The organism is Streptomyces sp. NPDC046939 (genome assembly GCF_040644575.1).
GTDB lineage: Bacteria > Actinomycetota > Actinomycetes > Streptomycetales > Streptomycetaceae > Streptomyces.
Window position 1 is genome coordinate 38,408 of sequence record NZ_JBEYWV010000014.1, and the last position, 15,003, is coordinate 53,410.

Below are 15,003 nucleotides of genomic sequence, written 5' to 3' on the forward strand. Positions count from 1 at the left end.
CCACGCTACGTCGGCTGCCCGGGGCCTTCCTGTGTCCCGTGTCCCGCGGCGGCCACTTCGCGTCGCGCCCGACGGGGCCGCAGCCACCGCAGCCACGCCCACACGAGCACCGCGGCGACCGCCGCGAACGGAAGCACGGCCGCGACCGCCATCACCACCCACCGCAGCGCGGTCACGAAGGCGCTCCAGCCGCCCGCCAGCGCGTCGAGGAGCCCGGGCCCGTCATCGTCGTCGCCGACGGCCTTCGGGGGCGTCTCGGACAGCGTCAGGGTGATCGTGGCGAGCGTCGTGCGGTCCTTGAGGGACGCCTGCTGGGCGAGCAGCGCCTCCAGCTCCGACTGGCGGCCGCTCAGCTCGCCCTCCAGCGTCACCACGTCGCTCAACTTCGTGGCCCGGTCCATGAGTTCCCGCACCCGTGCCACGCTCGCCCGCTGCGTCGCGATGCGGCTGTTCACGTCGACGACCTGGTCGGTCACGTCCTTCGCGCTCTCGTTGCGCCGCAAAAGCCGCCCCGAGCCGGAGAGTTGCCCGAGCACGTCCTCGTACGCCTCCTGCGGCACCCGCAGCGTGAGGCGCGAGCGCTCGTGGCCGTGGCGGTCGCGGTCGGTCCGCTCGTCGCCGACCATGCCGCCCGCGTCCTCGGCGGCCGTGCGCGCCTTGTCGATGGCGTCCGGCACGTCCTTGACGCGTACGGAGAGGCTCGCGGTGCGGATGACATGGACGCCGGTGAGCTTCGGCGGCTGCTTCTTGGCGCTCGACTTGCCGCCGGCGTGTCCGCTGCCGGCGTTCCCGCCCGCGTCCTCCTGCGACCCGGCGCGGACATCACTCTTGTAACTCCCGTCGTCGCCGCCCGAGGAGCAGCCCGCGAGCGCGAGCACCGCGGTGAGCAGCAGGGCGGCGAACGCCCGCGTACGGGACGGATGGGTGAGGCGCATGGTGGTGACCCCCGGGGGACGTCATGGTCGTCTGACGCCCCTTCGACGCCGGACTGGTCCTTGTCGGTGGTTGCCGGGCGGTTCCGAACGGGTCACGGTCGGGACTCGGCGGGACGCGCGCGCGGCTCTGAGAGAGTGGGGGCATGCGCGAAACGGACACAGGTACGGGAACAGCAGGGGGCAGGAAAGTCCTCGTCATCGGCGGCGGCATCGCGGGCCTCGCGGCCGCGCACCGGCTGCTCGACACCGCGGGCGACGGCGGCCCCGACGGCGGCGGGCGGGTCGAGGTGACCGTCCTGGAGGCGTCGGAGCGGCTCGGCGGCAAGCTCCTCGCGGGCGAGATCGCGGACGCGCGCGTGGACCTCGGCGCCGAGTCGATGCTGGCGCGCCGCCCCGAGGCGGTCGGCCTGGCCCGCGCGGTCGGCCTCGGGGACCGCATCGAGGCGCCGTCCACCGCGACCGCCTCGCTGTGGACCCGCGACGCCCTGCGCCCGATGCCCAAGGGCCACGTCATGGGCGTCCCCGGTACCGCCGACGCCCTCGCGGGCGTCCTCTCCGAGGAGGGTCTGCGCCGCATCGGCGAGGACGCCGAGCTGCCGCCCACGGAGATCGGCGACGACGTCGCGGTGGGCGAGTACGTCGCGGCACGGCTCGGCCGCGAGGTCGTCGACCGCCTTGTGGAACCGCTCCTCGGCGGCGTCTACGCGGGCGACGCCTACCGCATCTCCATGCGCAGCGCCGTGCCCCAGCTGTTCGAGGAGGCCCGCCGCCACCCGACCCTGACGGCGGCCGTCCGGGCGGTCCAGGAGCGTGCCGCCCAGAACCAGCAGACGGGCCCTGTCTTCGCGGGCATCGAGGGCGGCGTCGGCACCCTGCCGGGCGCCGTCGCCGACGCGGTGCGCGCCAAGGGCGGCACGATCCTGACGGGGGAGCGGGCCAGCACCCTGCGCGCGAACGGGACGCCGTCCCCCGCCGAGCCGCTGTGGCGCGTCGTCACCGAGCACGGCCGCACCTTCACCGCCGACCAGGTCGTCGTCGCGCTCCCCGCACCCGCCGCCGCCAGCCTCCTGCGCACCGCGTCGCCGCTCGCCTCCCAGGAGCTGCGCGGCATCGACTACGCCTCCATGGCGCTGATCACCATGGCGTTCCGCAGGAGCGAGGCCACCTTCCCCGAGGGCAGCGGCTTCCTCGTCCCGCCGGTGGACGGCCACACCATCAAGGCGGCCACGTTCGCCTCGCAGAAGTGGGGCTGGATCGGCGAGCAGAACCCGGACCTCTTCGTCGTCCGCACCTCGGTGGGCCGCCACGGCGACGAGAAGGACCTCACCCGCGACGACGCCGAACTCGTCGAGGTCTCCCGGCGCGACCTGCGCGCCGCCACCGGCCTCACGGCCGCCCCCGTCGCCGCCCACGTCACCCGCTGGCAGGACGGCCTCCCGCAGTACCCGGTGGGCCACACCGCGCGCGTGGCCCGCATCCGCGAACACCTCGCCCAGCTCCCGGGCCTCACCGTGTGCGGAGCCGCGTACGACGGCGTCGGCATCCCCGCCTGCGTGGCGAGCGCGTACGCCGCCGTCGACGAGCTGGGCGGCGACGCACGCGCGCGTGGCGAGCTGAAGGCGAACCCGGTGCAGAGCCTGCACGGCGGAGCGGGAGAATGAGGACATGAGCGACGACACCCCCAACACCGACCCGGCGCGGATCCCCAACAAGGGCAAGCTGGCCAAGGACCTCAACGAGGTCATCCGCTACACCCTGTGGTCGGTCTTCAAGCTGAAGGACGTCCTGCCGGACGACCGGACGGGCTACGCCGACGAGGTCCAGGACCTCTTCGACCAGCTCGCCGCGAAGGACGTGACGGTCCGGGGCACCTACGACGTCTCCGGTCTCCGCGCCGACGCGGACGTCATGATCTGGTGGCACGCCGAGACCGCCGACGAGCTCCAGGAGGCGTACAACCGCTTCCGCCGCACCAAGCTGGGCCGCGCCCTGGAGCCGGTGTGGTCGAACATGGCGCTGCACCGCCCCGCCGAGTTCAACCGCTCGCACATCCCGGCGTTCCTGGCCGACGAGACGCCGCGCGACTATGTCTCGGTCTACCCGTTCGTGCGCTCCTACGAGTGGTACCTGCTCCCCGACGACGAGCGCCGCAAGATGCTCGCCGACCACGGCAAGATGGCCCGCGGCTACCCGGACGTGCGCGCCAACACGGTCGCCTCGTTCTCGCTCGGCGACTACGAGTGGATCCTCGCCTTCGAGGCCGACGAGCTGTACCGCATCGTCGACCTCATGCGTCACCTGCGCGGCTCCGAGGCGCGCCGCCACGTGCGCGAGGAGGTCCCGTTCTACACGGGCCGCCGCAAGAGCGTGGCCGAGCTGGTGGCGGGCCTGGCCTGACGTTCCCTACGGCTTGACCGGTGCCGGTTCGGCATGCGGCGCGCACGTCGCCGCACGCCGGGCCGGCACCGTGCCGTGCAGCAGGTACGCGTCCAGGTGCCCGTTCACACACTGGTTGGCGCCCCCGGCGACGCCGTGCGTGCCCGCGTCCCGCTCCGTCACCAGGACCGAACCGCCGATCCGGCTCCGCAGCTTCCGCGCGCCCACGATCGGCGTCGCCGCGTCCCGCTCGGCGGCCAGGATCAGCGTGGGCGGCAGCACACCCGGCAGGGTCCGCACGTCGACCGGCGTCTGATGCGGCGCGGGCCAGTAGGCGCACGGCAGGTTCATCCACGTGTTGTCCCACGTCTCGAACGGGGCGGCGCGCGCCACGCGCGTGGTGTCGCGGTCCCACACCCGGAAGTCCGTCGGCCAGGGCGCGTCGTTGCACTCGACCGCCGTGTACACGGCGGCGCTGTTCTCGCTCTCCGCGGCGGCCTCCGGGCTCGGCGCGGCCTGCGCGACCAGCGGTTTCGGATCGCCCTTCAGATAGGCGGAGAGCGCGGCGGCCCGCCTCGGCCAGTAGTCGTCGTAGTACCCCGCCTGGAGGAACGCGGACTGCAGCTCTCCGGGCCCGACCTTGCCGCCGGCCGGCCTGCGCGCCACTGCCGCGCGCACGCGCGCGTAGGACTTCGCGACCTGCTCCGGCGTCCTTCCCAGGTGGTACGTGGCGTCGTGCCTGGCGACCCAGGCGCGGAAGTCGGCCCAGCGCTGCTCGAACGCGGCGGACTGCGCCAGGTTGCTGCGGTACCAGATCTGGTGCGGGTCCGGGTCGACCGCCGAGTCGAACACCATGCGCCGCACGTGCGCGGGAAACAGGTGCGCGTAGACGGCCCCGATGTACGTCCCGTACGAGCCGCCCACGTACGTCAGCCTCTTCTCGCCGAGCGCGGCCCGCAGCACGTCCAGGTCGCGGGCGTTGTTCAGCGTCGTGAAGTGCCGCAGCCCCGGGTTGCGCTCCGCGCACCCGCGCGCGTACGCCTTCGCCTGCGCGATCCGCTTCCTCTTGTACGCCTCGGAGGGGTGCACCGGGGACTGCGTCGGGCCCCTGCCGAACTTCTTCGGGTCCTTGCAGGACAGCGGCGCCGAACGGCCGACGCCGCGCGGCGCGTAGCCCACGAGGTCGTAGGCGGCGCCGATGCGCTTCCACTCGGGCAGCATGCGCACCAGCGGGAAGTACATGCCGTTGCCGCCGGGGCCGCCCGGGTTGAAGACGAGCGCGCCCTGCCGCGCGACCCGCGCCTTGCCGCTCTTCCCGGTCGCCTTCGAGCGGCTGACGGTCAGCTTGATCTGCTTGCCGTCCGGCAGCGCGTAGTCCAGCGGAACGGAGACCGTGCCGCACTTCACCAGAGAGGGCAGCTCCTCGGCGGCGGGGCACGGGCCGAACGTGATGCCGCTCGCGGCGGCGCGCTGCGCGGCGACCGCGACGCCCTGTGCCTCCGGCGACACCGGCCACGCCGTGTCGGCGCGCGCGAGGGCGGCCGGGACGAGGAGGGACAGGACGAGCGAACCCACGGCTGCGTGGACGGCCGACGCTGCTTTCACTGCTGGACGCATGGGCGCATCCCTTTCGTGGTGCTCCGGGCCGACCCGTCGCGGATCGCGGTCAAAGGGATACTTTGTCGGCTCGACGACTCCGGATCAACGACCCGCGATCAACGACTCCTGTGCGTGGCGGGCGGCAGCGTCGGCGCCGGGGTCAGCGGTGTCGCCGGGGCCGCGCCGCGCGCGAGCGCGTCGAAGTCGACGAGCCCCGTGGCCTCAAGGACCCTCATGTGGTCCAGGACGGTCGTGTTGGCCTCGTCCGCGAGCTGCCGTACGAGCGTGTTGCGGGTCGCTGCCCGCACCTGCGCCACCAGGGCGAAGACCTGGCCGTGCGCGCGGCGCAGGATGGTGGCGAACTTCCGCTGGTAGTCGTCCCCCTTCGCGGCGGTCAGCGTCCGCAGCCAGTCCCACTGTTGCGCGTTGGGCTGGTTCGGCAGCTCCAGGCCGAGCCGCGCGGCGACCTCGCGCACGCGCGCGTCCAGGAACGTGTGCCCCTCGACCAGATGCCGGCCCGCCGTCACGACGGCCCGGCTCGGCGCCCGCTCCTCGGCCTGCTGCCCCGCCGGAAGCTCCCACAGACCGGCCAGCCGGACCTTGGTGACGAACAGCCGGTCCAGACCCGACAGCGGCCCGTACGGGGTCGCCACCGTCTCGGAGTCGAGTGTGTCCAGACCGGTGCCGGAGCGGTCGGCGTACGACCAGACGGGCAGAAGAAGCGCGGCGAGGGTCGCCATGAGTCCGGTGACGATGAGCGCGGTGCCGTTGACGCGGAACGATCGCATGGTGCCTCCTGGTGCGGCCCCGCACGCTAGTGCGCGGCGACCCCGGCCGACCCCGACTTGACCCCGACTACGCCACCTTCGGTACGGCGCCTCCCTGACGCCCCGCCGCACATCCGACGCAGCGCCTCACACCCGGCGCCCCGTCCGACGCCCGGGGCGCCGCCTCACGCCCGCCGCCGCGCCTCACGCCCGCCGTCTCGCCTCACGCCCGGCGTCCCGTCTCCCGCTCGGCGTCCGGTTGCGCGCCCCGCGTGCGGTCCCGCCCCCGGCGCCCGCCCCGCCCACCCGGCGGCGCCCCCGTCTCACGCTCGGCGCAGTGCGAACCGTGCGGCACGCAGTGCTCGTGCCATGGGACGGCCCTTCAGGGGTTTCGGGCCCGAGCGGTCCAGCCACCAGTCCGTCAGACGCTTGCGCGTGAACGGGTCCTCCACGCGCTGTTCGAGCAGCATGTCCTCGGCGAAGTCGAGCGCGTCGCGGCGGTAGCCGCCCGTCATGGGCCGCTCCTGCGCGTACGCCAGGAACGCCGTGCGGTACGCGTCCCGGCCCAGGATGGCAGGGAGCTCGGGCGCCACCTTGGCGACGACGTCCGCCCGCTTGGACGCCAGCGCCCGGCTCTGCACGGCGAGCCGCGCCCGGTCGAACCCCTCCGGCACGGGCGTGCCCGCGACGAGGGAGGAGAGCAGCGCGGCCTGGCCGAGCGCGACCCGCCCGCGCACGGCCTCCTCGACCGGCGCCCCATGGGCCGGAGACACCGGCGCCGACGGACGGTCGACCGGGGCGGGCGTCACGGCCGCCACCGTCTCCCGGATCTTCGCGACCTCCCGCTCCAGCTCCTTCTCGTCGTAGGGGAAGTTCTCGTCCCGCTCCAGGAGCACGCCCGGCGGCGCGACCCGGGAGGCCAGGTCGGCGAGGATGTCCAGGACGGCCCGCGGCACCGGGTGGGCGTGGCTGTCGTGCCAGACGCCGTCCCGCTCGAACCCGCCCGCGACATGGACGTACGCGATCGCCTCGACCGGCATCTCGTCCAGCGCCCGGCCCGGGTCCTCGCCCCGGTTGACGTAGTTGGTGTAGAGGTTCGCCACGTCGATCAGGAGCCGTACGCCGGTCCGCTCGACCAGCTCGTACAGGAACTGCCCCTCCGTCATCTCCTCGCCCGGCCAGCCGAACAGCGCCGCGATGTTCTCCACGGCCAGCGGCACGGGCAGCGCGTCCTGCGCGATCCGGACGTTCTCGCACAGCACGTCGAGCGCGTCCCTGGTGCGCGGCACGGGCAGCAGGTGCCCGGCCTCCAGGAGCGGCGACGCCGTGCGCTCGCCGCCCGCCCGTACGAACGCGATGTGCTCGGTGACCAGCGGCGAGCCGAGCGCCTCCGCGCGCGCGGCGAGGTCCGCGAGCCGGTGCTCGTCCGGGCGCTCGGCGCCGCCGAGGCCGAGCGAGACGCCGTGCGGGACGACGGTGACCCCGCGCGCGCGGAGCCGCCGCAGCGAGTCGGGCAGGTGGCCGGGGCAGACGTTCTCGGCGACGGCCTCCACCCAGTCGATGCCCGGCATGGCCTCCACGATGTCGGCGATCTCCGGCCGCCAGCCGATCCCCGTACCGAGCTGTGTCCCTCGCTGCATGGCAGTCCCCCTTCTGCGCCGCGCCGTGCCCGTGCGCTGCCGCGTGCTGGTGTCCTCACCCGGAGCGGCGCGCGCGAACCCTGGACAGGGGGCGTTCAGAGCAACATTTGAGGTTCCGGGCCGCTCCCGGGGAGGAGGAGGGAGCGGCCGCCGCCGGCGGCTGTGCCGGCATCGGCGGCGGCCCGTGAGCACGCGAAGACGCGTCTCCCCCGGCGCGGTTCGCGTGCTCATCGCCCTCGTCGGCCCTGAGGCGTGCGGGAGTTCGCCCCGGTTACGGGAGGGCGAGGGGCCGGGGCGTGCGTCGGCGAGAACGTCCCGGCCGCCTGTGGCGCTGTGCGCGGTGCGATCCCGGGGTCTCGGGGGAGTGTGGGGCGCCTCCGGTGAAGGATCGGAGCCGCCTCGTCCGCCTGTGAAAGCCGGACGCTCCGATGCTAGGCCGCCCCGAGCCCCCTGGCCAGCCCACGAACCCGCCTCTTTCACCCCGCCACGCACCCTCGGCGGACGCCAGGTGGCGACGGGGTGCCCGGGGCGAAGGGGGTGGTTGAACGGCGCACTTGGGGGGAGCGTCCGGGGGCGCGGCCGACGGGTGGCGGCGGCCAATCAGTGGCGGCCAACCAGTGGTAATAGATGACTGATTGGCCGATCAGCGGTGGCCGGTCAGTGGTGGCCGAGGCCCGAGAGCAGGCCCCCGTCCCGCGCCCCCTCCGTCACCACCGTGCATGAACCCGGTGCGATCTCCGTGAAGCCCGCGTCGCGTACCACCGGGAGGCCGGCCCGGGTCAGGGGCTCCCAGCGGGTCGGGTCCGCTGTGCGTACCGAGAGGGGGAAGCCCGCCTCGCGCCACTCCTTGCGCTGGGCGTCCGACAGTTCCCACCAGGCCAACTGGGCGCCGTGCCCGGCCTGTGCCATGGCCTTGCCCGCCGTCATGTCCAGGTCGGGGCTGAGCCAGAGCACGGGGGCAGCGGGGTCCGGGGCGGGCGGGGGCTCGGGGTCGTCGAGGTCGGTGCCGGAGACCTGGAGCCGGGCCAGGTCCTTGGGCCAGCCGTCGAGCGGGACCGGCGGGAAGACCCGTACCTCGGTGCCGCCGTGCCCGGTGACCGTGATGCCGTCGAGCGCTTCCGCGCGGCGCCACTCGGCGCCCCGCGCCCGCCGCACCACCTTGCGGATCCGCGCGTCCTGCCAGTCCCGCATCGCCGCGGCCCACTCACCCTCGCCGAGGGAGCGTTCGTCGGAGAGCATCACGAGCACCGCGCGCGCCGCCGTCTCCAGCGCGTCCGTACGCGCCGGGGGCGCCGCCCGCTCGATGCGCACCACGAGCGGCAGCACGAACTGGGGCGCCTCGTCGCGCGCGGTGCGCTCGTCGCGGAACGGGCTGCCGGAACCGTGGGGAGTGGTGTCTTCGCTGCTCACTCCTCCAGTCTGCCAGCCGCCCCGAGCGCCTCGTCCTCCGCGCCGGCCGGGGAGCGCGGGGCTACCCCGAGCAGGCCGTGCGCTGCGCCTCCTGCCACTCGCAGGCCGGGCAGAGCGTCACGCCCTTGGTCGACTCCGGGTACTCGGTGGGTTCCCGGCACAGCACGCACTCGGCGACCTCAGGTTCCTTCTCCATGCCCCCAGCCTACGATCGGGCCTCGCGGTCCGCGCCGAGCAGCTCGGAGACCCGTACGAACCGGTAGCCCTTCGCCCGCAGCGCGGGGACCACGGCCCGCACCACCCGCTCCGTCGTCGGCGCCGCGCTGCGCGTGCAGTGCAGGACGACGACCGACCCGGGCCGCACCCCGGCGAGCACCTGCCGCTCCACCGGCCCCGGGTCCGTGGCGAAGGCGTCGCCGCTCACCACGTCCCACTGCACGGCGGTGACCCGGGTGGGGGCCAGGGCGCGCAGGGCCGCGCGGTCGTAGCAGCCGCCGGGGAAGCGGAAGTAGGGCACGACGTGCCGGACGCCGGCCTCGTGGAACGCGGCGAAGGCCCGTTCCACGTCCGCCCGCATCCGCCGGGCGGGCACGGTCGGCAGGCCGTAGCAGCCGGGGGTGAAGGCGTAGTGGCTGTAGGAGTGGTTGGCGACCTCGAAGAGCGGGTCGCCGCCGATGTCCTTGGCCTGCGCCGGGTACTGCTCGGCCCAGCGGCCCGTCATGAAGACGGTCGCGGGGACGCGCAGCGCCCGCAGCGCGGCGATGAGGCGCGGGTTGTCGAAGTGTTCACCGGCGGCGGCGCGCGCGCCCTGGTCCGCGGTCATGTCGGCGTCGAACGTGAGCGCGACCGTACGCCGCTGGGGCCGCGCCGCGCTCGCGAAGACCCGGGTCAGCCCCGCCCGGCCGGGGGTGAGCGTGGGCGGCGACGCGTAGGACGGCGGATGCGACGGGCTCGCGGCGGGCCGGGCAGACCGCGCCGGGTGCGGGGCCTCGGCGCCGTCGCCCGAGCACGCGGCGGCGCCCAGGGCGGCGGCGCCGAGGGCGCAGGCCAGAGCGGTACGTCGGAGGGCGGTGATCACCCGGCGACGATAGCGACGAAAGCTCCGATAAGCGTACTACTCGGGCGTACGGCAGTCCTGATCCACTCCGCCCGGCGTCCGTCCGCGGCCGAACGGCTCAACCCCGCAGCGCGTCGGTGACCAGGTCGAAGAAGGCCGTGTGCGCGGCCGCGCTGGCCGCGATCTCCGGGTTCCAGGGCAGCACCGTGGCCCGCTCCGCCACCGCCGCCCACCGCGCGTCGTCCGCGTACTGCTCACGCGGTGCCGCGTTGGCGCGGGCGTCGGCGAGCACCACGTCCGGCGTCAGACCGGCGGCGTCGGCCCAGGTGCCGGTGGACCAGTTGGCCCCGGGCCCCTCGGGCGGCTCCACCATGTGCACCCCGAGACCGGTCAGCGCGCTCAGGTCCGGCCATCGCGCGGGCCGCGCCAGGTGCACGCTGTCCGGCCCGCCCGGCGACAGGGCCAGGACCCGGACCGGTCCGGCGTCCCGCGCGGCGGCGGCCAGCTCCCGCTCCGCGCGCGCCAGTTCCTCGTACGCCTTCGCCCCTTCCGCCACCTGGAGCGAGCGCCCCAGCTCGGCGAACCGTTCCCGGACGGCGGCGAGGCTCCGGCCCTGTCCCACGTCGAGCACGGCGAGCGGGACGTGCTCCTCCAGGTGCTTCGCCACGTCCGGCTCGACGCCGTACACCTGGCCGCCGCCGTATGTGAGCGCGACGACGAGATCCGGCCGCACCACGAGCACGTCGTCGAGGCCGAGCCCGGCGCCCGCGCCCAGGTACGCGACGTCGCCGAGCGGCAGGCTCCCGGACTTGGCGCGATCCGGTCTCTTCCCGTCGTGGTGCGAACCGAACACGCCCACCGGGCGTATCCCCAGGTCCCACAGGCTCGCGCCGGCCTGTATGTACGCGACGACACGCTCCGGCGCCCCGGGCGAGGCGGCGACGTGTCCCCGGTCGTCGGTGAACTCCCATGCGGTGATCGGCCGTTCTCCCATGCGGGGACCCTGCCCAGGCCCTTCGCGGGGCACGCCGCCCGAAACCGGTCAGGGTGGCGGGAAGCCGCTCCCCGGCCGGTGACGGGCGGTGCTCTCAGGCGCGCCGAGGCGTCACTTGTGCCATGGGCCCGTCACGGCGAACGTCGTGCCCGGCGTGTAGCAGTTCACGTACATGGTGTCGCCGTCGGGCGCGAAGGTGACCCCGGCGAACTCGCCCCAGGCCGGTTTCTCCGCCGTGCCGATGTTCTGGCGTCCGCGCGCCATCGCGTACACCTCGCCCTTGCGGGTCACGCCGAAGACGTGCTGGGCGCCCTCGCCGTCCTCGCAGACCATGAGGCCGCCGCTGGGCGCGAGGCAGATGTTGTCGGGCTCCTCGCCGGGCAGCTGCACGTCCGTGTCCGGGCCGAAGACGATGACGAGGGTGAGGCGGCGCGCGGCCGGGTCGTAGCGCCAGATCTGCCCGAAGTGGTCGGCGGCGGACCCCTCCCGGCTCCTGGCGTACGACGAGACGAAGTACACGCAGGTGCCGCCCCAGTAGCAGCCCTCCAGCTTCTGCGCGTGGGTGATGCCCCTGGGGCCGAAGTCCTGGTTGCGGATGGGGGTGGTGGTGGCCAGCGGGTCGGGTACGGGGACCCATTCGATGCCCGTGAAGCTCGCGCCGGTCTCCTGGATCGCCGACAGGTCGGGCACCCCGGGCACCCGCATGGCCTCCAGTCTGCCGCCCGCGCGCAGCGAGCCGAGTCCGCCGTGCGGGCGCTTCGGCAGGAAGCGGTAGAAGAGGCCGAACGGCTTGTCGAACGCGTCCTCGGTCTCGTAGACGACACCGCGCTTCGGGTCGACGGCGACCGCCTCGTGCTGGAAGCGGCCCATCGCGGTGAGCGGGAAGGCGCCCGAGCGGCGCGGGTCGACGGGGTCGACCTCGAAGATGAAGCCGTGGTCCTTGGTGTAGCCGTTGGTGCCGGCCCTGTCCTCGGTCTCCTCGCAGGTCAGCCAGGTGCCCCAGGGGGTGTGGCCGCCCGCGCAGTTCACGGCCGTACCGGCGATGGCGACGCGCTCGGAGAGCACGTTGTTGTGCCGGTCGAGCGTGAGCGCCGTACAGCCGCCCTTGCCCATCGGGTCGTACGTGAGCCCGTCGACGGTCGGCACGGGGATCTTTCCGGTGACCCGGTTCTCGTGGTTGCGCACGAGGTGGACGCGGCCGTGTCTGCCCCCGAAGGCGGCCATGCCGTCGTGGTTGCTGGGCACGCGGCCCTCGCCGGAGCGGAGCGGGTCGCCCTCGCGGGACAGGACCCGATAGCGGAAACCTTTCGGCAGGTCGAGGAGGCCGTCCGGGTCGGGCACCAGCGGGCCGTAGCCCGCGCGTCCCTGGGCGGCGGCCGAGCCGGCGAACAGCTCGGACAGGGATCCGGCGAAGGCGATGCCCACCCCCAACGCGCCGGTACGGGCGAGTACTTGTCGTCGTGTCGCGGGCAGTCGTGTCTCGGACATGGGGCAACCTCCTGCTGGCGGACAGGAACCGTGGCCCGGCGTGTCTATCACGCGGGGGGCGGCGCGGGAACCGCGCGTGTACCACCGGAGTACTACCGGTGAGCGCCCGCCTTGTGTGTACCCGTCCGCGGCCGCCCGCTACGCCTCGACGAGCCCCTTGGCGTCGCGCGCCAGCGCGGTGAGCCGCGATATCGCCCGGAAGTACTTCTTCCGGTATCCGCCGTTCAGCATCTCCTCGCTGAACAGGCGGTCGAACGGCTCTCCAGAGGCGAGCACCGGTATCTCTCGGTCGTAGAGCCGGTCGGCGAGCACCACCAGCCGCAGCGCGGTCGACTGGTCGGGGACGGCGGAGACGCCGGTCAGGCAGACCGCCTTCAGGTCGTCCGTCAGCGCGCCGTACCGGCTGGGGTGCACGCGCGCGAGGTGCTCCAGAAGGTGCGGGAAGGCGTCGAGGGTGGCGCCTTCGGTGGCGTACGCCGCCTTGGTGACCTGCTCGTCGGAGAACGGCGCCGGGGCCTCGGGCAGCCCGCGGTGGCGGTAGTCCTCGCCGTCGATGCGCAGGGGGCGGAAGTGCGCGGACAGGCCCTGGATCTCGCGCAGGAAGTCCGTGGCGGCGAACCGGCCCTCGCCGAGCTTGCCGGGCAGCGTGTTGGAGGTGGCGGCGAGCGCGACGCCCGCGTCGACCAGCTTGCCGAGCAGCGTGGAGACGAGGACGGTGTCGCCGGGGTCGTCCAGCTCGAACTCGTCGATGCAGAGCAGCCGGTGCTCGCTCAGGGTGCGCACGGTCTGCTGGAAGCCGAGCGCGCCGACCAGGTTCGTCAGCTCGACGAACGTGCCGAACGCCTTCTGCTCGGGCGCCGCCGGGGTGGCGTGCCACAGGGAGGCCAACAGGTGCGTCTTGCCGACGCCGTACCCGCCGTCGAGGTAGACGCCGCGGGGGCCCGCCGGAGCGGACGCCTTCTTGCCGAAGCCGAACAGGCCGCGCTTCTTCTCACCGGCCCGCGCACCGCCGAGCCCGGCGGCGAACGCGCTCAGCACCCGCACCGCCTCGGTCTGGCTCGGCTGGTTCGGGTCGGGGATGTACGTCTCGAAGCGCGCGGTGCTGAACCGGGGCGGCGGCACCATCTCGGCGACCAGGCGCTCCGCGGGAACATGCGGCTCACGGGCGCACAGGGACGGGGGTGCCGCTTCGGCTATGGGGGGAATGCCCCGCTGCGGGGCGCCGGCGGCTTCGGAGGAGGACGACACAGCACCCCAGCCTAATCGCCGTGCCACACTGCACGTCATGCGACGCCTGTTCCCTGTGACGTACGAAACAGCAGATCACGCGGGTGGGGATCGTGAGGGGGCCCGGGAGTGGGACCTCGACGAGCTCGCCGACGCCTACGCGTACCCGGACCGGGCGGCGGGGGAGGTGTGGCTGCGCGCCAACATGGTCTCCACGCTCGACGGCGCCGCCCAGCACGACGGCCGCTCCCACCCCATCTCCTGCCCCGCCGACATGCGGATCTTCGGCACCCTGCGCGGCCTCGCGGACGCCGTGGTGGTCGGCGCCCAGACGGTCCGCCAGGAGGGGTACCGGCCCGCACGCGCGCGTGAGGCGTTCCTCGCGCGCCGCACGGGGGCCGGACAGGGCCCGGCCCCGTCGATCGCCGTGCTCAGCGCCGGCCTCGACCTGGACTTCTCCCTCCCGCTGTTCACCGAGCCGCTGGCGCCGACGTACGTGATCACGGGTGCGGCCGCGCCCGCGGACCGGGTGGCGGCGGCGCGCGCGGCCGGGGCCGAGGTGCTGATCGCGGGCGAGGGCGCCGGGGCGGAACCGGAGCGCGCGGTGCGGGCGCTCGCCGAGCGGGGCCTGACCCGGCTGCTCACGGAGGGCGGGCCGAAGCTGCTCGGGCAGTTCGTGGCCGCCCGGGTCCTGGACGAGCTGTGCCTGACGGTGTCCCCGCTGCTCACGGCGGGCGGCGCGCAGCGGATCGCCGGGGGCCCCGAGCTGGCCGTGCCGGAACGTTTCGAGCTGGCCTCTCTCCTGGAGGAGGACGGCTTCCTCTTCTCCCGCTACCGGCGGGACCGACACTCTCCGGAATGACTCGTTCCGTTTTGCCTCCACTGGGCACACTAAATTCCGCAGCCCCCGTGCCGCCACGGGGCAGGATGGTTTCCGCATGTCCCCAGGGCCGGTCGCAGGACGGCCCGCGGCAGGAGAAGAAGGGCGCCCGTCGTGTTCACGAGCGTATTGATGATCGAGAAGGCCCTGACGTCCGCCGACGTGGAGTTCGTCACCACTTTGCACGGCGACGAGGAAGTCTCTTTCCATGTGCTGCTCCAGCCCCGCGGCGACCAGGCCGACCGCCTGCTGCGGGCCATCGACGACGTAGCGATGGGAGAGCTGGACGAGGCGGTCCGGGAGGACGAGGTGCCCGAGGGCGACGAGGCCAAGGCCCCCGGCGAGCAGGCGCTCGGCGTCTCCCTCACCGCGCTGCACCAGGCCGGCTGCGCCGCCGAGGGGCGGCTGATCGAGGACCACCCGCTGGACGCGCTGAAGGCGCTCGTCGACGAGGTCAAGGCCGACGAGGTGATCGTCCTGACCGACCCGCACTACGTCGAGGAGTTCTTCCACCGCGACTGGGCCTCGCGCGCCCGGCACAAGGTGGGGGTGCCGGTGCTGAAGCTGTTCTCGTACAGCAAGCGCGACGCCTGACGCGTGCGGGGCGTCGGCCGACGCGGATGAGGGGCG

14 protein-coding genes are annotated in these 15,003 nt (G+C 74.1%); 4 read left to right on the top strand and 10 right to left on the bottom strand.

The window, feature by feature from the left end:
• Positions 1–5 precede the first annotated feature (5 nt).
• Positions 6–935, bottom strand: a complete 930-nt coding sequence (locus ABZ877_RS17195) for a DUF4349 domain-containing protein (protein ID WP_361071181.1) — start codon at positions 933–935, stop codon at positions 6–8.
• 143 nt (positions 936–1,078) lie between these two features.
• On the opposite strand from ABZ877_RS17195, the gene hemG reads away from it, so the two are divergent.
• A complete protein-coding gene (gene hemG, locus ABZ877_RS17200; protein WP_361071184.1) occupies positions 1,079–2,596 on the top strand; it encodes a protoporphyrinogen oxidase in 1,518 nt (505 codons plus the stop codon).
• Positions 2,597–2,600: 4 nt separating this feature from the next.
• Positions 2,601–3,332, top strand: coding sequence for a hydrogen peroxide-dependent heme synthase (gene hemQ / locus ABZ877_RS17205; RefSeq protein WP_361071187.1), 732 nt, complete (start codon positions 2,601–2,603; stop codon positions 3,330–3,332).
• Between the two features lie 6 nt (positions 3,333–3,338).
• On the opposite strand, the gene ABZ877_RS17210 is transcribed toward hemQ, so the two are convergent.
• The 9 genes from ABZ877_RS17210 to zapE all read right to left on the bottom strand — a co-directional run bounded on the left by ABZ877_RS17210 (position 3,339) and on the right by zapE (position 13,514).
• Entirely contained in the window at positions 3,339–4,928 is a 1,590-nt protein-coding gene (locus ABZ877_RS17210; protein WP_361071190.1) for an alpha/beta hydrolase, read from the bottom strand.
• A 98-nt stretch (positions 4,929–5,026) separates the two neighbouring features.
• The gene (locus ABZ877_RS17215) at positions 5,027–5,698 is read right to left on the bottom strand and encodes a DUF4142 domain-containing protein (RefSeq protein WP_361071193.1); all 672 of its coding nucleotides are present in this window, start codon (positions 5,696–5,698) and stop codon (positions 5,027–5,029) included.
• Between the two features lie 302 nt (positions 5,699–6,000).
• Entirely contained in the window at positions 6,001–7,317 is a 1,317-nt protein-coding gene (locus ABZ877_RS17220; RefSeq protein WP_361071196.1) for a DUF692 family multinuclear iron-containing protein, read from the bottom strand.
• A gap of 657 nt (positions 7,318–7,974) precedes the next feature.
• Positions 7,975–8,727 carry an aminoacyl-tRNA hydrolase gene (locus ABZ877_RS17225; RefSeq protein WP_361071199.1) on the bottom strand — a complete coding sequence of 251 codons (753 nt, stop codon included), beginning with the start codon at positions 8,725–8,727 and terminating at the stop codon, positions 7,975–7,977.
• Between the two features lie 61 nt (positions 8,728–8,788).
• On the bottom strand, positions 8,789–8,923 hold the full coding sequence (locus tag ABZ877_RS17230; RefSeq protein ID WP_361071202.1) for a hypothetical protein: 135 nt from the start codon (positions 8,921–8,923) through the stop codon (positions 8,789–8,791).
• 9 nt (positions 8,924–8,932) lie between these two features.
• Positions 8,933–9,805: a polysaccharide deacetylase family protein gene (locus ABZ877_RS17235; protein WP_361071205.1), complete on the bottom strand. Its 873-nt coding sequence runs from the start codon at positions 9,803–9,805 to the stop codon at positions 8,933–8,935.
• A 97-nt stretch (positions 9,806–9,902) separates the two neighbouring features.
• Positions 9,903–10,778, bottom strand: a complete 876-nt coding sequence (locus ABZ877_RS17240) for an ABC transporter substrate-binding protein (protein WP_361071208.1) — start codon at positions 10,776–10,778, stop codon at positions 9,903–9,905.
• Positions 10,779–10,889: 111 nt separating this feature from the next.
• Positions 10,890–12,266 (bottom strand): alkaline phosphatase PhoX, encoded by a 1,377-nt coding sequence (locus ABZ877_RS17245; protein ID WP_361071211.1) that lies wholly within the window; start codon positions 12,264–12,266, stop codon positions 10,890–10,892.
• 138 nt (positions 12,267–12,404) lie between these two features.
• Complete coding sequence (zapE, locus tag ABZ877_RS17250) at positions 12,405–13,514, bottom strand: cell division protein ZapE (RefSeq protein ID WP_361071214.1); 1,110 nt, start codon at positions 13,512–13,514, stop codon at positions 12,405–12,407.
• Between the two features lie 37 nt (positions 13,515–13,551).
• Between zapE and ABZ877_RS17255 the strand changes: the two genes are divergently transcribed.
• A complete protein-coding gene (locus tag ABZ877_RS17255) occupies positions 13,552–14,355 on the top strand; it encodes a pyrimidine reductase family protein (RefSeq protein WP_361071217.1) in 804 nt (267 codons plus the stop codon).
• Between the two features lie 132 nt (positions 14,356–14,487).
• A complete protein-coding gene (locus ABZ877_RS17260) occupies positions 14,488–14,967 on the top strand; it encodes an indole-3-glycerol phosphate synthase (protein WP_361071220.1) in 480 nt (159 codons plus the stop codon).
• The last annotated feature ends 36 nt before the right edge of the window (positions 14,968–15,003 follow it).